The following is a 24,810-nucleotide window of genomic DNA, read 5'->3' as shown; positions in this document are numbered from 1 at the left end:
TCCGGATTGCTGGTCCTCGGCGTGCGGGCACGCCGGTTGGCGCAACCCTATTGCCGCCGCCGCGATCCGCAAGGGGCACCGCGTCAGCCGCCGACGCCGTGACGGTCCCACACCGCGATGAGCGAGCGCTCCCCCACGCGCAGCAATCGCGCCAGCGTCGCCGAGATGGCGACGCGATCGCCCGTCTCGCAGGCGTCGCGCACAGTCCCGGCGACGGCGGCGAGCTTGATCATGCCGAACTGGCCGGCTGTCCGGCCGACGAGGTCGAGCCCGTCCAGCATCCGGTCCCAGTCCTGGTCGCACCAGGCGCGCTCGGTCGCCGACAGTTCCACCGCGATCCGTTCGAGCGCGAGGGAGATGCATTCCTCGATCCGCTGCGGCTCCATCGCCTGACACAGGGCGGTCAGCCGATCGAGGTCGAGCGCGACCGCTTCATGCGTCACAGGCAAGTTGAGACAGCTCATCTCGCTCTCCTTCCACAAACCCCGTTCACCCCGGGGTCCTTTTCTCAGAGAACGGTTTCGGTTTGGTTTTCCGGGTTGCGCCTTTCCTCTCGAATTCAACGCAAAACCGTCGTATCGCACTCCGACGGATCACTGCGGAGACCAGCCATGCAGCACGCTAAGCCCCTGCCCGCGCTTCTCGCCCAGCGCTACCACGGCTGGAAGGCCACGACCCATGCGGAGAACGCCGCATGGTATCGCCGGCTCGCCACCGAAGGCCAGCGCCCGAAGGCGATGGTCATCTCGTGCTGCGACAGCCGCGTGCACGTCACGTCGATCTTCGGAGCGGATACCGGGGAGTTCTTCATTCACCGCAACATCGCCAACCTCGTGCCGCCTTACGAGCCGGACGGCGCGCAGCACGGCACCTCGGCGGCGGTGGAATTCGCGGTCACGGCCCTGAAGGTGGCGCACCTGATCATCGTCGGGCACTCGCGCTGCGGCGGCGTGCAGGGCTGCCTCGACATGTGCGCGGGCCGGGCGCCCGAGCTCGAGGAGAAGACGAGCTTCGTGGGGCGCTGGATGGACCTTCTGCGCCCGGGCTACGAACGGATGGTGGCCCGCGATCTGCCGGCGGCAGACCAGCCGCGCGCACTGGAGCAGGAAGCCGTGCTGGTCAGCCTCGAGAACCTGATGACCTTCCCCTTCGTGCGCAGCGCCGTCGAGGCGCGCACGCTCAGTCTGCACGGCCTCTGGACCGAGATCGGAGAGGGCGGACTCGAATATTACGACGCCGAGGAAAACCGGTTCCTGCCGGTCTGACCCGGCAGGTTCAGGCCAGGGCGGCGGAGTGGCCGTCGGCGGTCGCGCGCAGGCGCGGTCGGCCGAGACGGCGGGCGAGCGCCGCGAGCGGCCGGTCGATGTCGCGCCCGGTACAGAGCGCCTGCCCGGTCATCTTGTCGACGACGATCAGGCGTCCGTCGCGGAAGCCCAGCCCGTAGCCGCGCGCCGCGAGGCTGCGCACGAGGCCGGGCCAGTCGGCGGCGCTGTCGAGCAGGGGACGCAGGAAGCGCACGAGCTGCACGCGCGTTTCGCTGTCGAGCTTGGCGGGAAGTGTCTGGTCGAAGATCATGCTCGCCTCGTACCGTTTATTTGTTTCCATCCAGTGTGCAGCGTGACCGCGCAACGGGACAGAACAAGGGCCGGACCGGACCGTTTTTCTGCCCGATTGTGGCTTGGTTAACGCGTTCTTAGGGATGGCGCCGCAAGTTCGGGACATGGCAAGCACCGAATTGACGATCCGCCTGCCGGCCGCGATGCGGCAGGCGGCCGAGGCCCTCGCCCGCAGCCGCGACGTGAGTCTCGGGCAGGTGATCCGCAGTGCGCTGGACGCGGAACTGCGCCGCGCCGCGGAGCCGGCGAAGACGCCCGTCAGGGCGGATGAGCAGCTCCTCGGCTCCTTGCGGAGCCTCCTCGCCCGGGACTTCGGCGAAGCGCGCTCCTGGTCCGAACTGCAATCGCGCCTCGCCACCAAGGGCTACGCGCTGCGCGAGGCCGGCGGCGGCCTCGCGCTTCACGCCGCGCCGGACGGGGCACGGCTCTGCAAGGCGTCCGAGCTCGGTCACGCTTACCGCAGCCTGATGCGCCGGTTTCACGCGCCCTTTCCCGGGCATGCCGGCCATCATCGGTCCACGGTGCGGGATATCGCGCCGCGGCCCGGACCCCGGGACGACCCGGACGATATCGTGCTGATCGAGCCGGAGTGAGCTAGCGCCGAGGCCGCCAGCACAACGCGATCCGTCGCAGGACGCGGAACCAGCGCACCACCCGCCGCGGCCGACTCCGGCGCCGCGGGATCAGGGAAAGCTCGACCGCCGTAACGGCGGTCATGCGTCGCGCGCGGGCGATGTCGGCAAGATCGTGGTTCATGGCGCTCTCCTCTCGTGCCGCGAGGCGCCTTCTGGCCGCGACAGCCGCTTCGCGGCGCGTCGACCGTCCTAATGCCGCCTGATGGCAGGATTCAGGCTGCGCCGCGCCGCGGAGCGGCACTGGACGGGTGATTTCGTGGCAGGGCGCCATTCCGGCGCAACAATGCAGAACGGGGCGGACCATTGTCCGCCCCGTCACATCGTTTAGGCCGGATCGCGTCCCGGCCTCAGCCCTTCTTGAGCACCCGGTTGCAGAGAGTCTCCGCGATCTGCACCGCGTTCAGCGCCGCACCCTTGCGCAGGTTGTCCGACACGCACCAGAGGTTCAGACCGTTGTCGATCGTCGAATCCTGCCGGATGCGGCTGATGAAGGTGGCGAAATCGCCCACGCATTCGACCGGCGTGACGTAGCCGCCGTCCTCGCGCTTGTCGATCACCATGATCCCCGGCGCCTCGCGCAGGATGTCGCGCGCCTCGTCCTCGTCGAGATGATCCTCGAACTCGATGTTGATCGATTCCGCGTGCCCGACGAAGACCGGCACTCGAACGCAGGTCGCCGTGACCTTGATGCCCGGATCCACGATCTTCTTGGTCTCCACGACCATTTTCCACTCTTCCTTGGTCGACCCGTCCTCCATGAACGAGTCGATATGCGGAATGACATTGAAGGCGATCTGCTTCTGGAACTTCTTCGGCGGCACCTCGTCGGTGGGGTTGTAGATGGCCTTGGTCTGGTCCCAGAGCTCGTCGACGCCCTCTTTCCCGGCGCCCGAGGTCGCCTGATAGGTCGACACCACCACCCGCTTGATCTTCGCGCGGTCGTGCAGCGGCTTCAGCGCCACCACCATCTGCGCGGTGGAGCAGTTGGGGTTGGCGATGATGTTCTTCTTGGCATACCCGTCGACCGCCGCGGCGTTCACCTCGGGGACAACCAGCGGCACGTCCGGGTCGTAGCGGTAGAGCGACGAGTTGTCGATCACCACGCAGCCCGCCGCCGCCGCCTTCGGCGCGTATTCCTTGGTCGCGTCCGACCCGATGGCAAACAGCGCGATGTCCCAGCCCGTGAAGTCGAACGCTTCCAGGTCCTGGGTCTTGAGCGTGCGGTCGCCGAAGCTCACCTCGGTGCCGAGCGACCGGCGCGACGCCAGGGCGGCGATATCGTCGATCGGAAACTCGCGTTCGGCGAGGATGTTGAGCATCTCGCGGCCCACATTGCCGGTAGCGCCGGCGACGACGACCTTGTATCCCATGCCGTGTCTCTCCTGTCCTGCATCCGGCGGAGCGCGGCGGGATGCCGATCTCCGCGATCCGGAGCCATGTATCCCACTGCATCCCCGTGGAAAAGGGGGGATAGGCGCCCTGCCCGGCTTGCGCTCGCCCAAAAAACAGGCACAATGACGCATCCTGCTCGGCGGGTCTTTGCTCAAAATGTCACGATCTTCGCAGTTGCAGCGCAACGAACTTGTGCGCCAATTAGGCACCGGCGTATAGCTTGATCAACAAATGTGGGTCCTTGCACGCCGGTTTTCGCGTGGATCGGCCCGGATCGGCGGGAAAACGGCGATCCTGGGACAGACTTGGGTGCGAATTTATCTGATGGCGAATATCGAAGCTTTGAAGGCGGTGAACGACCCCATGCTGTTTCGGTTCGTCACGAGCCTCACGAGGCGCCAGAAGGAAGCGATCTTCCTTTTCCTCGATCTGTCGGTGGCCACGGTGGCGCTGTTGCTCGCCCTGGCGCTCAATGGGCAGACCCGCGTCGACGCCGATACGCTCCTCGACATCGCCCCGCTGGCCGGCGCGATCCTGCTGATCGGCGCCGGGCTCTCCACGGTGATGGGCCTGCCGAAGATCAAGCTGAACGCCTACGAGACCCGCGGCATCGTGCTGACCGCGATCTTCGCCGTCCTCGTCGGCGCCAGCGGCGCGGCGCTCGACATGGTCGCCGGCCGGCCCGTCCCGGTCGAGGTCTTCGTGATCTTCTCCTCGCTCTTCCTGGTGTTCTGCGCCGCCTGGCGGATCCTCTTGCGCCAATGGCTGATCGACATCTACCGCAAGGGGCACCAGCACATCCGCCTGCTGATCTACGGCGCCGGCCGCACCGGCCAGCAACTCGTCGCCGCGCTGAAGAGCGACTATGATGCCCACCCGATCGCCTTCATCGACGACAATCCCACGCTGCAATCGCTGCGCGTCTCCGGCTTGCCGGTCTACGCGCCGTCAAAGATCAAGGGCCTCGTGGCCGAGAAGCAGATCGACCGCGTGATCCTCGCGATGCCGTCGATCAGCCAGCCGAAACTGGCGCGCATTGCCCACGGCCTGCGCCAGGTCGGCTGCGAAGTGCACGCCCTGCCCTCCTTCGCCGAACTCGTCGGCAAGGGCGAACTGCGCAAGCGCGCGGTGCCGGTCTCGCTCGACGAACTCCTCGGCCGCAACCGGCTCGAAAGCGAACTGCCCGGCGTCTCCCACGCCTATTCCGGCCGCCGCATCCTGGTGACCGGCGCCGGCGGCTCGATCGGCTCCGAACTCTGCCGCCAGCTCATCGCCTGCAAACCACATTGCGTGGTGCTGCTCGACCATTCCGAACACGCGCTCTACACCGTGGAAAAGGAGCTGCGCGAGATCGGCGGCGACCTCGGAATCGTGCCGGTCCTTGGCTCCGTCCTCGACGACGAGACCGTGCGCCGCGTGATTGCCGAGAACGGCATCGACGTGATCCTGCACGCCGCGGCTTACAAGCACGTCCCTCTGGTCGAGTGCAACGCGCTGCCCGGCCTCAAGAACAACGTCATCGGCACCCGCATGATCGGGGAGGCTGCGCGCGACGCCGGCGTCGAACGCTTCATTCTGGTCTCCTCGGACAAGGCGGTGCGCCCGACCAACGTCATGGGCGCCTCCAAGCGCCTGGCCGAACTTGTGATCCAGGATCTCGCGACGCGCAGCGAACATACGCGCTTCTCGATGGTGCGCTTCGGCAACGTTCTGGGCTCCTCGGGCTCGGTCATCCCGCTCTTCGAGGAACAGATCGAACGCGGCGGCCCGGTCACCCTGACCGACCCAAACGTAACGCGCTACTTCATGACCATTTCCGAGGCCGCGCGCCTGGTGCTGCTCGCCGGATCGTTCTCGCGCGGCTCGGACGTCTTCGTGCTCGACATGGGCAAGCCCGTGCCGATCAAGAAGCTTGCCCGCCAGATGATCGAGGGAGCCGGCCACAGCGTCAAGGACGATGCCAATCCCGACGGCGACATCGAGATCCGGATCACCGGCCTGCGCCCCGGCGAAAAGCTGCACGAGGAGTTGCTGATCTCCTCGGACATGCTGACCACGCCGCACCCGAAGATCCTGCGTGCACAGGAAGGCTGCCTCTCGGAAATCGAGATGGCGACCGCGCTGAAGGATCTCAGGCGCGCCATCTCCACCCTTGACGAAGAGCTCGCGCGCGAGGTGATCCTGCGTTGGGTCGAACGCGCCGAGGACGAGGCACATGACCCGCGCGAGTCCGCGAGCGTCTGAGCCCGAAGCGGCGGGCCGTCCCCCCTTCTTCCCGTCTCAAATACACCGGAGAGCGCGAGGAGCCGGCCCCTCGCGCCCGCCGGTGCCACGCGCTCATCGGTCGGGGATCGACTCCCGAGCGCCCTTCGGCTCCCAGCTCTCGATGATGTCGATCGCCTCGTCCGCGTTCTCCACGTAGCGGAAGAGGTCGAGGTCCGCCGCCGCGATCGTACCGGCCTCCACCAGCGCCTGCCAGTTCACCACCTTCTCCCAGAATTCCCGCCCGAACAGCAGCACCGGGATCTGCTTCATCCGTCCAGTCTGGATCAGCGTCAGCGTCTCGAAAAGCTCGTCCATCGTCCCGAAGCCGCCGGGGAAGGCGCAGACCGCCCGCGCGCGCATCAGGAAATGCATCTTGCGGATCGCGAAGTAGTGGAAGTTGAAGGCAAGGTCCGGCGTGACGTATTCGTTCGGCGCCTGTTCGTGCGGCAGCACGATATTGAGCCCAAGCGACCGCCCGCCCGCCTCGTGCGCGCCGCGGTTGCCGGCCTCCATCACGCCCGGTCCGCCGCCGGTCGCCAGCACGAATTCGCGCCCGCCGGTCTCCAGCGATTTCTCGGTCATGGCGCGGGCGAAGATGCGCGCCTCCTCGTAGAAGCGGCTCATCTCGGCCAGCGCGGGGGTCTTGGCGCTGTGCTTTTCCTCGGGGCGTTTGATGCGCGCGCCGCCGAACAGCACGACGGTCGATTTCACCCCGGCCTCGTCGAGCAGCAGGTCGAACTTCATCAGCTCGAGCTGCAGCCGCACCGGCCGCAGCTCCCGCCGGAGGAGGAAATCCTCGTCGCCAAAGGCCAACCGGTAGGCCGGCGATCTGGTCTGCGGCGTGTCGGGCACCTGTCGCGCGGTTTCCCAGTCGCGGTCGGCATCGCGGAACTGGCTGTCGTTGTCTTTGGTCATGGTCACTCCGCTTCGGATCCGACCAGAGCTAGCCTGTCACCGCCGCCGGCGCCAGCGGGGTTTCCTCGACGCGGCGGCTTCGCTATGACGCGGCGACACCGGGACACGAAAGAGACACAGCATGGACACCAAGGCCCTCGAGACCGCCATCGAAACCGCCTGGGAGGCGCGCGCCGACATCACGCCTGCCACCGGGGGCGAGACGCGGCAAGCCATCGAGGACACGCTCGAGGCGCTCGACCGCGGCGAGATCCGCGTTGCCGATAAGCCCGAGGGCGGCGACTGGGTGGTGAACCAGTGGGCCAAGAAGGCCGTGCTGCTGGGCTTTCGCATCAAGGACATGGAGATGCAGCCGGGCGGCCCGCAGGGCGGCGGCTGGTTCGACAAGGTCGACAGCAAGTTCGCCGGCTGGGGCGAGAACCGCTGGCGCGAGGCCGGCTTCCGCGCGGTGCCGAACGCGGTGGTGCGCCGCTCGGCCCACATCGCCAAGGGCGTGGTGCTGATGCCCTCCTTCGTGAATCTCGGCGCCTACGTGGACGAGGGCACGATGGTCGACACCTGGGCCACCGTCGGATCCTGCGCGCAGATCGGCAAGGGCGTGCACCTGTCGGGCGGCGTCGGCATCGGCGGCGTGCTGGAGCCCCTGCAGGCCGAGCCGACGATCATCGAGGACAACTGCTTCATCGGCGCCCGGTCCGAGGTGGTCGAGGGCTGCATCGTGCGCGAGGGCGCGGTCCTCGGCATGGGGGTCTATATCGGCAAGTCCACCAAGATCGTCGACCGCGAAACCGGAGAGGTCTTCATGGGCGAGGTGCCGCCCTATTCGGTCGTGGTGTCGGGCTCCATGCCGACGAAGGGGGGCCTCAACCTCTATTGCGCGGTGATCGTGAAGCGGGTGGATGCGCAGACCCGGTCCAAGGTCGGCATCAACGAGCTTCTGCGCGACTGAGGCCGCGCCCGTCGGCTGTGTCTCGTCAGACACGTGCAGGAACCGCCGCATTCGTGGCCTGAAACAACCCGATTCGGGCGTCATGGCCGGGGCATGTCACCCGAACGCACGCCTCACCCCGAATTCCGCACCCGCCAGGCGATGGCCGACCTGGACGCGCTGATCCGCGCCGGCCGGCCCGACCTGCCCGCCCGGATCGCCGCGCGCATCCCCGTCGAGACGGGTGCTGCCGACGCGCTCGACGCCATCCGGACCGGCGCCGATCCTGTGTCGGTGCCGACCGGGGCGGGTGACGCGCTGCGCCTTGCCGCCGCCACGCCGGACGACGATTTCGGCGCCTTTATCTGGGCCTCCGCGATCCTTGTCCGCGGCGCATTGGCCGGCAGCGGCTTGGGCCCCGAACTCGCCGAGTACTGGGACGCGCTGGCCGACCATTACCGCATCGCGCCGGCGGCGCAACGCGCCGCGCTGGCCAACGGGATCGACAGACTCGCGGCCGGAAGCGGGCTGGACCTGGACAGCGCCCCCGGCCCGCGAGACCGCCTCACCCGGCCGCGGAGCGCGGTCATGCCGCCGCTCGTCGCGCTCGCGCGGAGGATGCCGCCGGGCCTGCGAGACGAGGTCGCGGCCCCGGGGCGCGCAGCCATCGAAACCGCGCTCGCCGTGCCGGATGCCTGGTTCGAGGACCCCGGGGAGGATCTGCCGGTCGATCCCGCCCGACTGTCGGCAGAGCCTCCGGACGCGCCGGGGTTCGCCCCCTGCGTCGCATTGCTGATCCTGGGCGGGACGGTGAACGCCGCCGCCCGGGCCGGCGCGGCGCAGCTCTGGTCGGGCCGGTCCGCGGCGATCCTGGCGCTGGACCGGTCCGACCGTGCGGCTATCCTCGGCGGCCTGCGATGGCTCTACGAAAGCGATCCCGACTGGACGGCCGAAGGGGCGGTGACGCTGCCGCTTGACTGACAACCGTCACGCCCGCGTGAAACCAATTCGCGGGCCGGCCGTTGGCTAGATGGGACAAGCGCAGGCGGGACATGCTTTCAGATCTTTCGGTACCGGTTCTACTGGGCGTCTTCGCCCTGGCCGCGGCGGCTGTCGTGCTCGCCTCCATTCGCGCCACGGCTCTGGCCGACGTCATCGCCGACCGCACCAAGCTGGGCGAGGCGATGGCCGGCGGGCTTATCCTCGGCGGGGCCACGTCGCTCGCCGGGGTCGTCGTGTCTGTCAGCGCGGCGCTGAGCGGCGATGCCTCCTACGCCTTCTCCAACGCCGTGGGCGGGATCGCGGCGCAGACGCTGTTCCTCGCCCTTGCAGATCTTCTGCACCGGCGCGCCAACCTCGAACACGCCGCCGCGGAGCCTGCGAACCTCTTCCAGGCGGTGATGCTGATCATTCTTCTCAGCCTGCCCCTTTGCGCGCTATCGGGGCCGGATATAGCCTATCTGGGGGTACATCCGGTCTCCATCGCGCTTTTCGTGGCATATCTTGCCGGCGTGCACCTGTCCTCCACGGTCAAAGAATACCCGATGTGGCGGCCGGTCCGCACCACCGAGACCCGGCACGACACGCCCGAGGACGACGAGGAGCCCAACCGGTCCGTGCGCGGGCCCGCGCTGCAATTCGCGGGTCTCGTGGCGATCATGGGCGCGGGCGGCTACGTCATCAGCCTTGCCGGCGGCCAGTTCATCGAACGCTTCTCGATGAGCTCGAGCCTCGTCGGCTCGCTCATCACCGCAATCGTCACCTCGCTGCCGGAATTCGTCACCACGCTGGTGGCGGTGCGGCGCGGCGCGCTGCAGCTCGCCATCGGCGGGATCATCGGCGGCAACACTTTCGACACGCTCTTCCTCGTGGCCGGTGACATCGCCTACCGCGACGGGTCCATCTACCACGCGATCGAGGCGAACGATGTCTACTGGCTGGGCACCGGCCTACTGATGACGGCGGTGCTGCTGGCCGGGCTGATCCTGCGCCAGCGCGAGGGACCCGGCCGCATCGGCATCGAAAGCGTGCTGATGATGGGCATCTACGCCACCGCGCTCACGGTGGAGGTCACCGGCTGAGGGTGCCGCTGGAACATCCGGGCCCTGCGACGGGTTGCCAACCGGATCTCTATTTCTCAAAGCCAACAGGAGCTTTTCATGGGCTGGATCATCACCATCATTCTCGGCGGCCTCGCCGGCTGGATCGCCGAGAAGATCATGGGGGCCGACCACGGTCTTCTGACCAACATCATCCTCGGGATTCTGGGCGCGGCCGTCCTGAACTTCATCCTCAGCGTGCTGTTCGGCGCCTACGAGCCGTCGAACTGGATAGCCTACCTCATCGTGGCAATCATCGGCGCCTGCGGCCTGATCGGCGCCTGGCGCGCGATCAAGAGCTGATCCGCCTGCCGGCGGGCAAAGCGCCCGCCGACACCTACGCGCCGCGCGGGCATCCGCCCCGCGCGGCGCGATTGACACGGGCCACGCGGACGGGCATGGCCCGCCGCATGTCGAAAGCGCCGCGCACACAACAGGTCTTCACGCTTCTGGTCGAGGTCGGCCGCAAGGACGGCGACGGCCTCCCCGACGGTGCCACCGGCGCAGCGCTGATGTGCTACGCCTCCGGCGTGGACGAGGCGGAGGCGGTGCGCGAAACCGTCGCGATCCTCAAGCAGGCGGACATGGCCCCGCTCGACGTCACCGGCTATGGCACGGAGGACGAGCGCCGCGAGGCGGGCCACGAGATCGACGAGGAGGAAGCCGCGCTCATGGCGCGCGCGCTCGACGAGAACTCGGTGATCGTGGCGCAGGTCACGCCCTTCTTCGAAAAGCACGGCTGACCCTACGGACCGCGCCGAGCGCCGCGCTGGCGCGCCGGATACACCGAGACGTTTGCACTGGGGCGCCTGCCCGGCTAGGCCAATTCCGTTGAACGCGGAGCGGAGCGAGCCATGCCCCAGACCGACCCTGTCGAGCTAACGCGGGAGCTGATCCGCTGCCCCTCCGTCACGCCGGAGGAGGGCGGCGCGCTGCAACTCCTGGAGGCGCGTCTCACGGAGGCAGGCTTTGCCTGCACCCGCGTCGACCGCGCCGGCGTGCCGAACCTCTATGCCCGCTGGGGGGCCAAGGGGCACGGCAAGACCTTCGGCTTCAACGGTCACACCGACGTCGTGCCGGTTGGCGATCCCGCCGCCTGGAGCGCCGATCCCTTCGGGGCGGAGCTGCGGGGCGGCTGGATCTGGGGCCGCGGGGCGACGGACATGAAGTCGGGCGTCGCCGCCTTCGCCGCTGCCGCCATCGACTTCGTCGCGGACACGCCCCCGGACGGCGCCGTGGTGCTCGCCATAACCGGCGACGAGGAAGGCCCGTCGGTCGACGGCACGCGCGCCCTGCTCGACTGGATGGTCCGGGAAGGCGAGCGCCTGTCGGCCTGCCTGGTGGGGGAGCCGACCTGCCCCAACACCTTCGGCGAGATGATCAAGATCGGCCGGCGCGGGTCGCTCAACGCGCACCTGACCGTGGCCGGGGTGCAGGGACATGCCGCCTATCCCCACCGCGCGGTGAACCCGCTGCCGGCGATGGCGCGGCTGATGGACCGGCTTTCCTCCTACCGGCTGGACGACGGGACGGATCATTTCGATCCCTCGACGCTCGCCGTGGTGACCATCGACACCGGCAATCCGGCAACAAACGTGATCCCCGAGACGACACGGGGCACCGTCAACATCCGCTTCAACGACATCCATTCCGGCGCCTCTCTGTCGGCGTGGATCAAGGAGGTCGCGGCCGAGGTCGACGCCGTCTTCGGCACCACCACGACCGCCGATATCCGCATCTCGGGCGAGGCGTTCCTGACGCCCCCCGGCCCGCTGTCCGAACTTGTCGCCCGCGCCGTGGAGGCCGAGACGGGCATCGCGCCGGCGCTGTCCACCACGGGCGGCACGTCGGATGCGCGCTTCATGAAGGATCATTGCCCGGTGGTGGAGTTCGGCCTCGTCGGCCGCACCATGCACCAGGTCGACGAACGCGTGCCGGTCGAGGATATCCACGCGCTGAAAGCGGTCTACAGCCGGATCCTGCGGGACTATTTCGCGTGAGCGTCCGGATCGAGGAGGTATCGGACCTCGCAGACGCCCACGCCCTGCGCCGCGCCGTTTTCATCGAAGAGCAGCGCATCCCCGAGGCGGAGGAATGGGACGACCTCGACGCGGGCGCCATCCACCTCGTCGCCTATGTCGACGGCGCTCCGGCCGGCACCGCGCGGCTGCTGCTGAACGGGTCCACTGCCGCGATCGGCCGCGTCGTCGTGCTTTCCCCCTATCGCGGCACAGGCCTTGGCGCGCGGTTGATCGCCGAGGCGCTGGAGCGGTTGCGCGCCCTGCCGGGCGTGACGCGCGTGACGCTCGGCGCGCAGACCCACGCGCTGGGATTCTACGGCCGCTTCGGCTTCGTCGCCGAGGGGCCGGGATACGACGACGGCGGCATCCCGCACCGCACCATGACGCTCGATCTGCAATCCCCGTGACGACCCCGCATTCGCGTGCTACCTCGCCCCGCATGAGCCAGCTTCCCACAAAGTCCGAGATCCTCGACTGGATCTCCGAGAACCCCACCCAGACCGCCAAGCGCGACATCGCGAAGGCGTTCAACGTCAAGGGGGCGGACCGGATCGACCTCAAGCGCATCCTCAAGGAGCTCGAGGCAGACGGCCATCTGGAGAAGCGCAAGAAGACCTACCGCGACCCCGACCGCCTGCCGCCGGTGTCGGTGCTGCAGATCAAGGCGCCGTCGGACGACGGCGATCTTTATGCGCAGCCGCTGGAATGGCACGGCGACGGGGTCGAACCCGTGGTGCTGATGGTCACCCGGTCATCGGACCCCGCGCTCGGCGAAGGCGACCGGGTGCTGGCACGGCTGACCGCCGTCGCGGGAGAGGGCTACAATTACGAGGCGCGGGTGATCCGCCGCATCGGCGCCAGCCCGCGCAAGGTCGTCGGCGTCTTCCGCAAGGGCGCCGAGGGCGGGCGCATCGTGCCCATCGACAAGGGCGCGGCGACCGAATGGCAGGTGGCCCCCGACGCCACCGGCGGCGCGAAGGAAGGCGAGCTGGTGGAGGCCGAGCAGGCCGGCCCCAAGGGCCGCATGGGCATCCCGCGCGCCCGCATCGTCTCGCGCATCGGCGATCCGTCCGAGCCGAGGGCGGTGTCGCTCATCGCGATCCACCAGCACGGCATACCCGACGATTTCCCCGAGGACGTGCTGCGCGAGGCCGATCACATGAAGCCCGCCGGCCTCAAGGGCCGCGAGGATCTGCGCGAGCTGCCGCTCGTCACCATCGACCCGTCGGACGCGCGCGACCATGACGACGCCGTATACGCCCATCCCGACGATGACCCCAAGAACGAAGGCGGGCACGTCATATGGATCGCCATCGCCGACGTCGCCCACTACGTCACGCCGGGCTCTGCCATCGACCGCGAGGCGCGCAAGCGCGGCAATTCCAGCTACTTCCCGGACCGCGTCGTGCCGATGCTGCCGGATCGGCTGTCGGGCGACCTCTGTTCGCTGCACGAAGGCGTGCCGCGCGCCTGCATCGCTGCGCGCATCATCATCGACGCAAACGGCAACAAGCGCGGCGCGCGCTTCGTGCGCGGGCTCATGCGCTCTCCGGCCTCGCTGACCTACCAGCAGGCGCAGGCGGCTCAGGACGGCAGCCCGGACGACAAGACCGAACCGCTGGCCGAGACGGTCATCGCGCCGCTTTACGCCGCCTATGCCGCGCTGAAAAAGGCGCGGGAGGCGCGTCAGCCGCTCGATCTGGACCTGCCCGAGCGGCGCATCGTGCTGTCCGAGAAGGGCGAGGTCGCCAGCGTCGACTTCACCGACAGGCTCGACGCGCACCGGCTGATCGAGGAATTCATGATCCTCGCCAACGTCGCCGCGGCGGAGAAGCTGATCGAGAAGAAGATGCCTCTGCTGTTCCGCGTCCATGAAGAGCCGCCCGAGGACAAGCTGGAGAGCCTGCGCGACACCGCCGACGCCGCCGGCCTGACGCTGGCGCGCGGCCGGGTGCTGCAGACCGAGCATCTCAACCGCCTGCTCTACGAGGCGGCGGGGCGCGACGAATCCGAGCTCATCAACCTCGCGACCCTGCGCGCGATGACGCAGGCCTATTACAGCCCGAAGAACTTCGGCCATTTCGGCCTTGCGCTGCAGAACTACGCGCACTTCACCTCCCCGATCCGGCGCTATGCGGACCTCATCGTGCACCGCGCGCTGGTCACCGCGCATTGCTGGGGCGACGACGGGCTGACCGAGGAGGAAATCGAGAAGCTCGAGGCCACCGGCACCCACATCTCGGACACCGAGCGGCGCTCGATGACGGCCGAGCGCGACACCACCGACCGCTACCTCGCCGCCTACCTGTCGGACCGCGTCGGCGCGGAATTCACCGGCCGGATCTCGGGCGTGGCAAAGTTCGGCGTCTTCGTGAAGCTCGACGAGACCGGGGCGGACGGGCTCATCCCGATTCGCAATCTCGGCAACGAGTTCTTCCACTTCGACCGCGACGCCGGCACGTTGATGGGCGCAGATACCGGCACCATCGTCATGCCGGGCCAGCGCGCGACGGTGAAACTGGTGGAGGCCGCGCCGGTCACGGGCGGCATCGGGCTGGAGCTGCTCACGCTCGAGGATGCGGAAATGCCCGCCGGGCGCGGTTCTGATCGGCCGCGACGGGGCAAGCCGGGCGGCAAGCCCAAGGGGAAACCGCCAGCCCGACGCAAGCTGGTGCGCGCCAAGAAGAAGGACGCCAAGACCGCGACCAAGCGTCAGCGCACCGCGCGGCGCTGATCCGGGAACCAACGCAAGACTCGGGCGTTCGCCTTTCGCGCGGTTGCTTGTCAACGCCCGAGAATGCTTCCCGGATAGCGGGAAATGCGCTACTCTGCCTCAAAACGAGCAGAGCAGGCCACCCCATGATGACGCGACTTGCAGCGGGCGCCCTGGCGTCCGGAATCCTAGCCACATCCCTATCCGCCGGCTCGGTGGAGCGCTCGCTCCGCCCGCAGGTCCGCCCGGACGAGCCGGTGACGCGCAGCGCCGTCTCGCTCGTCGATCCGGCCGGCTCCGAGACGCAGGCCGCCTTTCGCGGCTGGGTGCGCGAGTTCCGCCCGCGCGCGCTGTCGGCGGGCATCCCGGCGGCCACCTTTGATTCGGCCTTCGCCACCGCGCACTACCTGCCCGACGTGGTGAAACGCGACCGCAGCCAGGCGGAGTTCACCAAGACGATCTGGCAGTACCTCGATACGGCGGTCTCTGACGCGCGCATCCGCAACGGCCGGCAGGCGCTGGCCGAGCATGGCGACACGCTCAAGCGGATCGAGGCGCATTACGGCGTCGATGCGCGCGCGGTGCTCGCCGTCTGGGGTATGGAAACGGCCTATGGCAGCTATCGCGGCGACACGCCGATCGTCAGCGCGCTGGCCACGCTCGCCCATGACGGCCGCCGCGCCTCCTTCTTCGAGGATCAGCTGATCGCCGCGCTGCGCATCCTCGCCTCGGGCGACACGACGCCCGATAACATGACCGGAAGCTGGGCCGGCGCGATGGGGCACACGCAGTTCATGCCGACCTCCTACGAGGCGCTCGCGGTGGATTTCACCGGCGACGGGCGACGCGATATCTGGGCCGACGATCCCACCGACGCGCTTGCCTCCACCGCCGCATACCTGTCACATCACGGCTGGGTCGAAGGCATGCCCTGGGGCGTGGAGGTGCAACTGCCCGACGGCTTCGACTTCGGCCTCGCGGACCGGGAAACGAAGCGGATGCCGTCGGACTGGGCGCGGCTCGGCGTCGTCGGTACGGACGGGGCCCCGGTGCGCAATCACGGTGCAGCGAAGCTGTTCCTCCCGGCGGGCGCGCGGGGCGCGGCCTTCCTGACCTTCAAGAACTTCGACGTGATCCGCCGCTACAACCCCTCGGATGCCTACGCGATGGGTGTCGGGCATCTTGGCGACAGGATCATGGGCGGTGCCCCGATCGCGGCGGAGTGGCCCGGCGACGAGCGCGGCCTGACCTCGGACGAGCGGCGCGAGCTGCAATCGCGGCTGACCGCGCGCGGCTTCGACACGCAAGGCGTCGACGGACGCATCGGTCCGATGACGGTGGCGGCTTTGCGCAACTACCAGAAGGCGGCGGGCCTGCCGCCGGACGGGTATGCCTCGCTGGAGCTTCTGCGGCGCCTGCGCTGAGCGCCGCGGCAGGGGCGGGAGCCGGCGTGGGGCACAAAGACGTGCCGCGCGGCTGCGATGAACATTGTCTCACAACTGAGCGGAAACTCCCGGCGCAGAGCCGGGATTGCCTCTTGTACAGAAACGTTGCGTCTCATGGGCCGTGTCGCGCTCTCCACCGCCCCGAAACCGCGGTCCCAACGGCGCGCAGCGAAGATCACCCGCGTCTTTCGACCCTGTCGCTGAACATCGCCGCCGGTGTTATCTGAGCGCGAGAGGCCGTTCATCGCTCGTGAGTGCGGCCTGGAGCGCAGGCTTTCCCGGACCTGCCAGCCAATCCGACACGCGCCAAAGCAGCCCGAATTCGTCTTCCAGAGCGGCGATGTTCGCGTTCCCGGTCGCCCGGCCGTCTTCGAACAGTTTTGCGTTGCGACGCAGGAACTCATTCCCCTCCAGGAGCTCATCGGGGAAGCGGTGGTAGGCAACACACCGGTCTGCCGCATCGCTCAGGGCTTCTGCCAACTGCAGTCCGGTCAGTTCATCGCCTGCGATCTCGATGGTTCGACCGGCATGGACGCCCGGATGTTCGATGACTTGTGCAGCGATCTTGCCGATGTCTTCGACGGCTATGGCCTGAAAGGGCTGATCCGGATGCACGAAGAACGAGAACGTTCCCTGATCGAGCCCGAAACCGGGTAGCGTGAAGAGGTCCATGAACGTGGCGGGCCGCAGAATCGTGCTCGCCAGGTCCAGGCTGCGGATATGCTCTTCGATCTCGATCTTGGTGTCGAGGTTGGGCAGGCCGGTCTTGCCCCTGCTGATGATGCCGGCCGAGCTGTAGACGAGATGCCCGACCCCGCTTTGCATTGCGATGTCGGCAACGCGTTTTCCGATGCGCACTTCTTCGGAATCGGCGATACCCGATCCGGCGCTGCCCGAATTGGGCTGCACGCTGAAGACACCGTCGACCCCGGCCATGGCGTTCTCGACCGAGGCCATGTCCGCGAACTCGCCCGCAAATATCTCGACACCGGTTGCAGCGAGACGTCCGACCTCTTCACGCGCGGTGTTTCGGACGAGGGCGCGAACAGCCCAACCCCTGGCTCGCAAGGCCGCCGTGACTGCTCCGCCCTGTTTGCCGGTTGCGCCGAATACAAGCACGGTTCCCTTGCTCTGTGTCCGATCGTCTCTGTACATCCCGTTGCGCATCCTGACTCTCCTTGGTGGCGGAGAGTTCAAGGTATATAATCTATACCTGAACTCAATTCCGCACCTGAAGGCGACCAGGTATCCCGGAGTATCCCACATGCCCGTCCAGTCCTCCGATGATCTGGAACACATCCGATCCGTCCTCGACGTCTTGACCGGCAAGTGGAGCCTGCTGGTTCTGAACGCTTTGTGCGACGGACCCGCGCGCTTCAACGCGCTCAGGCGCATCAACAAGGGTGTGAGCCAGAAAGCTCTCACCGAGTGCTTGCGCAGGCTCGAGGCGAATGGCCTGATCACCCGCACCGTCGTCAGCACATCACCGGTTGCGGTCGTCTATGCGGTGTCCGATCTCGGTGCATCCCTCGAGCCGCATCTGAAGGGCTTGCTGGAGTGGTCACTTGATCATCGGCAGAAGGTTGAAGAGGCGAGGGACGCCTTCGTGAACGGGGATGCCGCCCGGCCGTTCACCGATGCCGGGAACCACCCGCCAAGGTCGGGCGGAGAATCCTGACCTTCGGGCAGATTGGTGCGCAACGCGGGGGCGGGGTCGCCCGCGGGCTGACCGTTGCAGGGGGCAACACCGCCCTCTCGACGCGTGATCCCGTGCATGACGGCCCTTGCCGAAACGCCGGAGACGGCAGCGAACGGGCGGGCATGGCCCGCGCCGGATCGGGGTTGCAGGTTTCATCCACGGACACGAACCCAGATGCAGCGACCCGGGCCCATGCCATCGCGGCGGGCCCGGGTCTCGCAGGTCATGGGACGAGGACGACCCGTCCCAGGATGGAATTCTCCTCGGCATGGGCATGTGCCGCCGCGGCCTCGCGAAGCGGAAACCGTCGTTCGATGGGAACCTCGATTTCTCCGGTGGCGGCCAGGCGCAACATGTCGTCAACCGTCCGGTGAACTTCGGGTTTTTCGAGCTGGCTGCCCATGAACACCCCCAGAAGCGTCTGGTTGGCCTGCAAGGCGGGCCAGAGATCCAGCGCCAGCGATGCGCGCCCCGCATTGCCGACGAAGACCAGACGGCCCTCGGGCCGCAGCGCGGCAAGCGATCCGGCGAGCGTGGAGCCGACGGGATCGACGACAAGATCCACGCCGCGGCCGTCGGTCAGGCGCATGACCGCCTCGGTCACATCCTCAGTGCGATGGTCGATTGCGGCGTGCAGCCCATACGCCCGCAAACGGGCCGCGCGATCGGCGCCAGATACGGTCGCCAACACCTTCGCGCCGGCGCGATGGGCCAGCTGGATCGCCGCGACCCCGACGCTGCCGGCTCCGCCCTGCACGAGCAGGGTTTCGCCCTCGTTTAGCTTTCCGCGCGCGAACAGGCTGTGATGGGCGGTCCCGAAGGAGATGGGCAGGGCGGCCGCAGCCGCCATGTCCAGACCGTCCGGCACGACCCATGTCCGCGTGGCCTTCACGGCGCGCAAATCGGCATGGGAGCCGCCCATGTCGAATGACGTCACCTTCTGCCCGATGAAGCGGTCATGAACCTGCGCGCCAACCTCGACGATCTCGCCCGAAGCCGCGTAACCCAGAATGTCGCCCGCCGCCCTAGGGGCCGCCGTTGCACGGTTGATGAGGTCGCCGCCCTCGATCGAAATCGCCTCGACCCGGAGGAGCACGCCATCCTCGGGACAGGCCGGTGTCTCGACCTCCGCGTAGCTCAGGACCTCCGGTCCGCCTGGAACATCGTAATATGCAGCCTTCATGGTCTTTCCTTTCATCGGTCTTCTTGCTTGAGCAGTCAGGTGGCGATGCAAAAAAAAAGCCGGTCCTGACTTCATGGTTCTGGCCGGGGAGTCCTGCCCGCCACCGGACGGTCATGCCCGACGCCGCGCGCGACGGAACCGAGGCCGGCGTTTCCTAGATGCAGCCCGCGATCATTGATGAGAACGTGCCTGTAACATCGGCCTTGCTGCGGGTTCCGCGAAGGACGGCCATCGAGAGCGCCTCGCCCGCGCCGACGAGGCCGATGCATCGCCGCTCCAGTTCCCCGGGGGGCAATTTGCTGTGCGGTCCCAGGACGGCGACGAACATCGCGACGGCCTGGTCCAGAAGCTCCTGCAGGACATCGGCCTTCTCATCGCTCCCCGCCAGCGCGGCGCCGACCGCATGGAACTCTCCGGACGTGTCGACGGCGCAGCCTATGTAGGCGGTGGCGAGTTCTTCGATCGCGTCTGCCCTGGCGGGGTTCCGGCTGAGAAGGCCGTTGCGGAAGGTATTCATCCGCTCGGTGTCGATCCACTTGTAGAGCGCGATCAACAGGCCGGATCGATCCCCGAAGTGATCGTAGGCAACCGGCTTCGATACGCCCGCACGTTCGGCGAGGTGGCCGAGACTGAGCCGGTCAGTGCCTTCCTCCCTGACGACCGCCAGAGCCGTGGTCAGCAGCTGAGCGCGGCGCTCCGCCTTGGAAAGCCGCGCTACCGCCCGTCGTCCGTCGGTTTTCTGCTTCGTCGACATCTTTGCCATACGCCCCCTTGCAACCTACCATTGGTAGGTTATGTGATACCTACGAATAGTAGGTAGTAGCACAAGGAGGACATGACAATGTCGATCAACCCGATATTGCTGGTGGGAGGCTCCGGTGTCGTCGGCCGGCACACGGCCCGATACCTTCGGGACGCACACCCCGATCTGCCCCTCCTGATCGGAGGGCGTGACCTCGACAGGGCGCAGCGCGTGGCGGACGAGATCGGAAACGCGGAAGGCATCGCCATGGACCTGTCGGCCGGCGATCCGGGCATAGGCGACCGCCCGGTCGGTGCCATCGCGGTCCTGTTCACCGACCAGAAGGTCGCGGGCCTTAGCTTCGCCCAGGATCGCGGCATGCCTTACGTGAATATCTCGCCGGGTATCATCGAGCTGGGGCCGGAGGTTGCGGCCTACATTCAGCGCCCCGACGCCTCTGCAGTGGTCCTCGGGACGGAATGGCTGGTGGGCGCGACCAGCGTGCCGGCAATGGCCGCCGCGACCGCCTTCAGTCATGTCGAGGATATCCGCATCGGCGCCCTGCTCGACACGGAAGATGCATTCGGCCCGGCCGCCGAGACGGACCTTGAGCGCCAGACCCAAGCCATGGCGGCGGCGTTGGAACGCCGCGAGGGTGCCTTTGCCTGGCGGACCGGGGACACCACGACCTCCCGCTTCCGGGCCGTGGATGGAACCGAGATGCAGGCGTCCGCCCTTTCGCCGAACGATCTTCTCGGACTGTCCATGGCGACGGGCGCGCCGAATGTCCGGTTCGACCTGGCGATCGGTGTCAGTTCCAGCCGCCGTGCGGGCGAACCGCTCTCTGCCGAGATCCTGATCGAACTCTCCGGCACGGACCCGGAGGGAAGCCCCTTGGCCATGCGGTTTGCCGTCGTGCATCCCGGTGGCCAGATGCCGCTGACCGGGTTGGGGGTGGCGATGGTTCTCGAAAGCCTGACAGGGCTTGGTGGTCAGGCACCGACACAGGCGGGTCTCTATTTTCCCTATCAGCTTCTGGACGCCGGGACCTACTTTGCGCGGCTCCGGCACATCGGCGGATCAATCGTCGACCTCGAACCCGAGGAAAAGAGCAGCAAGACGGTTTCGATGGAGCACATCGTCACCGATGTGAGGCGCGCGGCATGAGACCGTAATCCGCGCAGGCGACCTCCCGACCGTTGCTCTGCACGAGGCTTGATATCTCTGGAGGGGGCGACTACGGCATCAGCGCCCCGATTGAGCACCATCGGCCTGATCATCGGCTCTTTCTCTGGCCTCCTGCCGCAGGCTCTCCAGAAACAGGGTGAAGGCGCGGGTCGGTTGGCGCCGGCTGGAATAGAAGGCGTGATAGCCCGGAAACCGGGGACACCAGTCGGACAGGACCTCGACAAGCCGACCGTCGGCCAGGAAGGGCGCGGCAAGATCCTCGAGCATGTAGGCCAGGCCCATCCCCGCAAGGGCCGCCCCCACGAGCGCGTCGCCGTCGTTGACGGTGACGGAGGGGGACACCTTCACCGTCTCGGCCTGCCCGTCCTTCTCGAACGACCACGGCGACAGGGTGCCGCCGGCATTCCTGAAGCCGATGCAGCGATGCGCGGACAGCTCGCGCGGCACTCGCGGCCGGTCGCGGGTGTCGAGATACCCCGGCGCCGCCACGACGACGGCCCTCAGGGGCGGCCCCACTGGCACGGCGACCATGTCCATCTCCAGATCGTCGCGCATCCGTATCCCGATGTCGAAGCGCTCCGCGACGATATCGACATAGCCGTTCTCCACACTCAGCTCGCCCTCGATCTCGGGATGAGCGGCCAACAGCCGCGCGAAGGCTGGCCAGACGAGTGTCTCGGCGGCATGTTTTCCGCAGGTCACGCGCAACCGCCCGCCCGGTTCCTCGCGCAGCCGTTCAAGAGCGTCCATCTCCGCGCCGAGCTCCGCGATGACCGGAGAGAGCGTGGCGAGCAGACGCTCGCCCGCGGCGGTGGGCGCAAGGCTCCGCGTCGAGCGTGACAACAGCCTGATGCCCATCTCCCGCTCGAGACGCTTGACGGTCTGGCTGACGGCGGACTGCGTGACGCCAAGGCTGCGCGCCGCGGCAGTGAAACTGCGCTGTTCGGCAACCCGGTTGAAGATGACGAGATCGGAGAACCGTCGCGGATCCATTCAGTAGCCCTGCTACTTGGTTCTACAAACTTTAACGGCCTAATCGAATACAACATGACTGCATTAATCAATCGTCAGCGAACAAGAGGAGCTGACGATGACTGGCAAGGTATGGTTCATCACCGGTGCAGGCAGGGGCCTGGGGCAACTGATCGCCCGCGACGCGCTGGCGGCAGGCGACAAGGTCGTCGCGACCAGCCTGACCGTCGACGGGATCGCGGACAGCCTCGAGGCTTCCGACGACAGCCTGCTCGTGCTGCCGCTCGACGTGACCGATCCCGAGGCGACATCGGCTGCGCATGACGCCGCCATCGACGCGTTCGGCCGGATCGACGTTCTGGTCAACAACGCGGGCCGCGCGCAGCTTGGATGGTTCGAGACGATCTCCGACGATGACGTGCGCCGCCAGTTCGAGATCAATCTCTTCGGCGCGATGAACGTGGCGCGGGCGGTGCTGCCCACGATGCGCCGGCAGCGTTCGGGCCTCGTGGTGACGATCTCGTCGGTCAACGGTCTCGTCTCCAACCAGGGCGGCTCGGTCTATTCGGCCTCCAAGTTCGCGCTGGAAGGCTGGATGGAGGGCCTCGCCGAAGAGATCGCGCCGCTCGGCATCCGCTCTCTCGTCGTGGAGCCGGGAATGATGCGGACGAACTTTCTCGACCCGTCCACTGCGCGGCAGGGCAACGTCGAGATTGCCGATTATGCGAAGGCCGTGGAGGGTTTCCGAAGCTTCATCGCGCAGGCGAACGGCGCACAGCAGAACGATCCCGAGGACCTTGCGGCCCTGATCGTCGCGGAAGCGGCGGCGACCGACCCGGCGCGACGGCTGTTGTTCGGGGCCGATGCCCACGAATGGGCCGGCGCCAAGTGCAGGCAGCTCGCGGCGGATATCGAAGCCTCGAGCGCGCGTGCCTGAGCAAGGCAACGCGCGCTTCGTCACGAGCCGCCCGCGCAGAGGCAACGCTCGGGCCGAGAAGGCCGGACTCGTGTGGTGCTTTCCCGGTGCCGGTGGCGGCGCTCACACCAGTTCGCGGAAGGCGGCCACCACGTCCGCGTAGACGGCGCGCTTGAACGGCACGATGGCGCCTTCGAGCTCCTCCACCGGCAGCCAGCGCCAGGCAGAGAATTCCTCGTGCTCGGCGGCGATATCGATCTGGTCGTCGCGGCCGTGGAACCGCATCAGGAACCACTTCTGCTCCTGTCCGCGGAAACGGCCCTTCCAGATTCGCGGAACGAGGTCCTGCGGCAGGTCGTAGGCGATCCAGCCCTCCGTCTCCGCCTCCACAGTCACAAGGTCGGGCGTGACGCCGGTTTCCTCGCGCAGTTCGCGCAGAGCGGCCTCGCGCGGGGCCTCTCCGGGATCGATGCCCCCCTGCGGCATCTGCCAGGCATGCTCGGCCATGTCGCTGCGCTGGCCGACGAAGACTTCGCCGCCGGCATTGCAGAGCATCACGCCGACGCAGGGGCGGTAGGGCAGCGCCGCGATCTCTTCGGGGGTCATGGGGATCCCTCTTCGGGCTGCGCGGCGGAACGCATGGTCCCGCCGCAAGTCAGTCTCAGTTGCCGCCTGCCTCGGCCTCTTCGCCCGCCTCGGATTCATCGCCGGCCTGGGCCTCCATCGCGGCACGGGCCGCTTCGGGGCCGAGGGCGGCCAGCCCCTTGAGGATGTCGATCGCGTAGGCCAGCTGATAGTCCTGCTCGCGGAGCGCGGCGGATTGCTCGGCCCGCTCGCGGTCTTCCTCGATCTGCCGGATCTCGTCCTCGGTCAGCGAATCGTTGTCGAGCGCGCCCCGCAGGTCCGCCTCGGAGCGGGTCGGCAGGCCGCTGGCGTTCTCGTCCTCTTCCTCCTCCTCGTCGTTGGGCGACGTGCGCGGCTGCGCGACGATGATGTCGGGCGACACGCCCAGCGCCTGGATCGACCGGCCCGACGGCGTGTAGTAGCGCGCCGTTGTCAGCCGCATCGCGCCGTCCCCGCGCAGCGGCATGACGGTCTGCACCGATCCCTTGCCGAAGCTCTTGGTGCCGACCACGATGGCGCGGCGGTGGTCCTGCAGCGCGCCGGCGACGATCTCGGACGCCGAGGCCGAGCCGCCGTTGATCAGCACGACCATCGGCTTGCCCTCGGCCAGGTCGCCCTCCTCGGCGTTGAACCGCTCCCCGTCCTGGGGATCGCGCGAACGCGTCGACACGATCTCCCCGGCGTCGAGGAAGGCGTCGGCGACCTTGATCGCCTGCGTCAGCAGACCGCCCGGGTTGTTACGCAGGTCGAGCACGATGCCGTTGATGCTGTCCATGCCGCCGGCGGCCTCCACCTGCTCGGCGAGCCCTTCCTCGAGGTTGGGGAAGGTCTGGTCGTTGAAGGTGGTCACTCGCAGCAGCACGGTGTCGCCCTCGGTCCGCGCCCGCACGGCGGTGAGCGTGATCGTGTCGCGCACGATGGAGACGTCGAACGGCTCTTCCTCGCCCTCGCGCACCACGGTGATGAGGATCTCGGACCCCACCGGCCCGCGCATCAGGTCCACGGCCTCGTCGAGGTTGAGGCCCAGCACCGACTCGCCATCGACGTGGGTGATGAAATCGCCCGCCTCGATCCCGGCCTCGGCCGCCGGGGTGCCGTCGATGGGCGAGACGACCTTCACGAAGCCGTCTTCCTGCGTGACCTCGATCCCGAGCCCGCCGAATTCGCCCCGCGTCTGCACCCGCATGTCCTGCGCGTCGTCGGGCGACAAATACGACGAATGCGGATCGAGAGAGGTCAGCATCCCGTTGATCGCCGCTTCGATCAGCTCGCTCTCGTCGACATCTTCGACATATTGCGCGCGGATGCGCTCGAAGATGTCCCCGAAGAGGTCGAGCTGCTCGTACACGGAACTGTTGTTCGCGCTCTCCTGCGCCAGCAGGGGTCCGACGAACTGCGTCGTCGCGACCGCACCGGCCAGCGTGCCGCCGATCGCGGCCATGAGGAAACGTTTCATG

At 67.7% G+C, this 24,810-nt stretch carries 26 protein-coding genes; 15 read left to right on the top strand and 11 right to left on the bottom strand.

Features of this window, described 5'->3' with window-relative positions; all coding sequences use genetic code 11:
• Nucleotides 1-83 precede the first annotated feature (83 nt).
• Nucleotides 84-464: a hypothetical protein gene (locus F3H57_RS05070; RefSeq protein WP_149754773.1), complete on the bottom strand. Its 381-nt coding sequence runs from the start codon at nt 462-464 to the stop codon at nt 84-86.
• A 147-nt stretch (nt 465-611) separates the two neighbouring features.
• Between F3H57_RS05070 and F3H57_RS05065 the strand changes: the two genes are divergently transcribed.
• Nucleotides 612-1,265 carry a carbonic anhydrase gene (locus F3H57_RS05065; protein WP_149754772.1) on the top strand — a complete coding sequence of 218 codons (654 nt, stop codon included), beginning with the start codon at nt 612-614 and terminating at the stop codon, nt 1,263-1,265.
• Nucleotides 1,266-1,275: 10 nt separating this feature from the next.
• Here the strand turns inward: F3H57_RS05065 and F3H57_RS05060 are convergent, their stop codons facing one another.
• Nucleotides 1,276-1,575, bottom strand: coding sequence for a hypothetical protein (locus F3H57_RS05060; protein ID WP_149754771.1), 300 nt, complete (start codon nt 1,573-1,575; stop codon nt 1,276-1,278).
• Between the two features lie 145 nt (nt 1,576-1,720).
• Between F3H57_RS05060 and F3H57_RS05055 the strand changes: the two genes are divergently transcribed.
• Entirely contained in the window at nt 1,721-2,209 is a 489-nt protein-coding gene (locus F3H57_RS05055) for a hypothetical protein (protein ID WP_188129601.1), read from the top strand.
• Nucleotide 2,210: 1 nt separating this feature from the next.
• On the opposite strand, the gene F3H57_RS22090 is transcribed toward F3H57_RS05055, so the two are convergent.
• Both F3H57_RS22090 and F3H57_RS05050 read right to left on the bottom strand, forming a co-directional pair.
• A complete protein-coding gene (locus F3H57_RS22090; RefSeq protein ID WP_188129600.1) occupies nt 2,211-2,372 on the bottom strand; it encodes a hypothetical protein in 162 nt (53 codons plus the stop codon).
• A gap of 226 nt (nt 2,373-2,598) precedes the next feature.
• Nucleotides 2,599-3,621: an aspartate-semialdehyde dehydrogenase gene (locus F3H57_RS05050; RefSeq protein ID WP_149754770.1), complete on the bottom strand. Its 1,023-nt coding sequence runs from the start codon at nt 3,619-3,621 to the stop codon at nt 2,599-2,601.
• 385 nt (nt 3,622-4,006) lie between these two features.
• On the opposite strand from F3H57_RS05050, the gene F3H57_RS05045 reads away from it, so the two are divergent.
• A complete protein-coding gene (locus F3H57_RS05045; RefSeq protein ID WP_149754919.1) occupies nt 4,007-5,887 on the top strand; it encodes a polysaccharide biosynthesis protein in 1,881 nt (626 codons plus the stop codon).
• Nucleotides 5,888-5,980: 93 nt separating this feature from the next.
• Here the strand turns inward: F3H57_RS05045 and F3H57_RS05040 are convergent, their stop codons facing one another.
• Nucleotides 5,981-6,823: an LOG family protein gene (locus F3H57_RS05040; RefSeq protein ID WP_149754769.1), complete on the bottom strand. Its 843-nt coding sequence runs from the start codon at nt 6,821-6,823 to the stop codon at nt 5,981-5,983.
• 121 nt (nt 6,824-6,944) lie between these two features.
• Between F3H57_RS05040 and dapD the strand changes: the two genes are divergently transcribed.
• The 9 genes from dapD (at nt 6,945) to F3H57_RS04995 (ending at nt 16,008) form a co-directional block, all read left to right on the top strand.
• Entirely contained in the window at nt 6,945-7,772 is an 828-nt protein-coding gene (gene dapD, locus F3H57_RS05035) for a 2,3,4,5-tetrahydropyridine-2,6-dicarboxylate N-succinyltransferase (RefSeq protein ID WP_149754768.1), read from the top strand.
• Nucleotides 7,773-7,865: 93 nt separating this feature from the next.
• Nucleotides 7,866-8,732, top strand: a complete 867-nt coding sequence (locus tag F3H57_RS05030) for a hypothetical protein (protein WP_149754767.1) — start codon at nt 7,866-7,868, stop codon at nt 8,730-8,732.
• Nucleotides 8,733-8,803: 71 nt separating this feature from the next.
• A complete protein-coding gene (locus tag F3H57_RS05025; protein ID WP_149754766.1) occupies nt 8,804-9,832 on the top strand; it encodes a sodium:calcium antiporter in 1,029 nt (342 codons plus the stop codon).
• Nucleotides 9,833-9,910: 78 nt separating this feature from the next.
• Nucleotides 9,911-10,153, top strand: coding sequence for a GlsB/YeaQ/YmgE family stress response membrane protein (locus F3H57_RS05020; protein ID WP_149754765.1), 243 nt, complete (start codon nt 9,911-9,913; stop codon nt 10,151-10,153).
• A 95-nt stretch (nt 10,154-10,248) separates the two neighbouring features.
• Nucleotides 10,249-10,593, top strand: a complete 345-nt coding sequence (locus F3H57_RS05015; RefSeq protein WP_223162961.1) for a hypothetical protein — start codon at nt 10,249-10,251, stop codon at nt 10,591-10,593.
• A 111-nt stretch (nt 10,594-10,704) separates the two neighbouring features.
• Nucleotides 10,705-11,850 (top strand): succinyl-diaminopimelate desuccinylase, encoded by a 1,146-nt coding sequence (gene dapE / locus F3H57_RS05010; protein ID WP_149754764.1) that lies wholly within the window; start codon nt 10,705-10,707, stop codon nt 11,848-11,850.
• Nucleotides 11,847-12,278, top strand: a complete 432-nt coding sequence (locus F3H57_RS05005; protein ID WP_149754763.1) for a GNAT family N-acetyltransferase — start codon at nt 11,847-11,849, stop codon at nt 12,276-12,278. The genes dapE and F3H57_RS05005 overlap by 4 nt, the downstream gene beginning before the upstream one ends.
• A 32-nt stretch (nt 12,279-12,310) precedes the next feature.
• Nucleotides 12,311-14,605, top strand: coding sequence for a ribonuclease R (gene rnr, locus F3H57_RS05000; RefSeq protein ID WP_149754762.1), 2,295 nt, complete (start codon nt 12,311-12,313; stop codon nt 14,603-14,605).
• Nucleotides 14,606-14,730: 125 nt separating this feature from the next.
• Nucleotides 14,731-16,008 carry a lytic murein transglycosylase gene (locus F3H57_RS04995; RefSeq protein ID WP_149754761.1) on the top strand — a complete coding sequence of 426 codons (1,278 nt, stop codon included), beginning with the start codon at nt 14,731-14,733 and terminating at the stop codon, nt 16,006-16,008.
• Between the two features lie 240 nt (nt 16,009-16,248).
• On the opposite strand, the gene F3H57_RS04990 is transcribed toward F3H57_RS04995, so the two are convergent.
• Nucleotides 16,249-17,196 carry an NmrA/HSCARG family protein gene (locus tag F3H57_RS04990; RefSeq protein ID WP_223162960.1) on the bottom strand — a complete coding sequence of 316 codons (948 nt, stop codon included), beginning with the start codon at nt 17,194-17,196 and terminating at the stop codon, nt 16,249-16,251.
• A gap of 97 nt (nt 17,197-17,293) precedes the next feature.
• Here F3H57_RS04990 and F3H57_RS04985 point away from each other — a divergent pair, with 97 nt between their 5' ends.
• Nucleotides 17,294-17,707 (top strand): winged helix-turn-helix transcriptional regulator, encoded by a 414-nt coding sequence (locus F3H57_RS04985; RefSeq protein ID WP_149754760.1) that lies wholly within the window; start codon nt 17,294-17,296, stop codon nt 17,705-17,707.
• Between the two features lie 244 nt (nt 17,708-17,951).
• Here the strand turns inward: F3H57_RS04985 and F3H57_RS04980 are convergent, their stop codons facing one another.
• Together F3H57_RS04980 and F3H57_RS04975 are read right to left on the bottom strand one after the other, a co-directional pair.
• A complete protein-coding gene (locus F3H57_RS04980; protein ID WP_223162959.1) occupies nt 17,952-18,986 on the bottom strand; it encodes a quinone oxidoreductase family protein in 1,035 nt (344 codons plus the stop codon).
• Between the two features lie 79 nt (nt 18,987-19,065).
• Nucleotides 19,066-19,674, bottom strand: coding sequence for a TetR/AcrR family transcriptional regulator (locus F3H57_RS04975; RefSeq protein ID WP_223162958.1), 609 nt, complete (start codon nt 19,672-19,674; stop codon nt 19,066-19,068).
• 210 nt (nt 19,675-19,884) lie between these two features.
• On the opposite strand from F3H57_RS04975, the gene F3H57_RS04970 reads away from it, so the two are divergent.
• On the top strand, nt 19,885-20,820 hold the full coding sequence (locus F3H57_RS04970) for an NAD(P)-dependent oxidoreductase (RefSeq protein ID WP_223162957.1): 936 nt from the start codon (nt 19,885-19,887) through the stop codon (nt 20,818-20,820).
• Between the two features lie 78 nt (nt 20,821-20,898).
• Here the strand turns inward: F3H57_RS04970 and F3H57_RS04965 are convergent, their stop codons facing one another.
• The gene (locus tag F3H57_RS04965) at nt 20,899-21,834 is read right to left on the bottom strand and encodes a LysR family transcriptional regulator (RefSeq protein ID WP_149754759.1); all 936 of its coding nucleotides are present in this window, start codon (nt 21,832-21,834) and stop codon (nt 20,899-20,901) included.
• 97 nt (nt 21,835-21,931) lie between these two features.
• On the opposite strand from F3H57_RS04965, the gene F3H57_RS04960 reads away from it, so the two are divergent.
• Nucleotides 21,932-22,750, top strand: coding sequence for an SDR family oxidoreductase (locus F3H57_RS04960; RefSeq protein WP_149754758.1), 819 nt, complete (start codon nt 21,932-21,934; stop codon nt 22,748-22,750).
• Nucleotides 22,751-22,852: 102 nt separating this feature from the next.
• On the opposite strand, the gene F3H57_RS04955 is transcribed toward F3H57_RS04960, so the two are convergent.
• Together F3H57_RS04955 and F3H57_RS04950 are read right to left on the bottom strand one after the other, a co-directional pair.
• Nucleotides 22,853-23,335, bottom strand: coding sequence for an RNA pyrophosphohydrolase (locus F3H57_RS04955; RefSeq protein ID WP_149754757.1), 483 nt, complete (start codon nt 23,333-23,335; stop codon nt 22,853-22,855).
• Nucleotides 23,336-23,390: 55 nt separating this feature from the next.
• Complete coding sequence (locus F3H57_RS04950; RefSeq protein ID WP_149754756.1) at nt 23,391-24,809, bottom strand: S41 family peptidase; 1,419 nt, start codon at nt 24,807-24,809, stop codon at nt 23,391-23,393.
• Nucleotide 24,810 lies beyond the last annotated feature (1 nt).

It is taken from the genome of Roseivivax sediminis, from assembly GCF_900112685.1.
Classification (GTDB): Bacteria; Pseudomonadota; Alphaproteobacteria; order Rhodobacterales; family Rhodobacteraceae; genus Roseivivax; species Roseivivax sediminis.
This window is presented reverse-complemented; position numbering and strand designations above follow the sequence as displayed.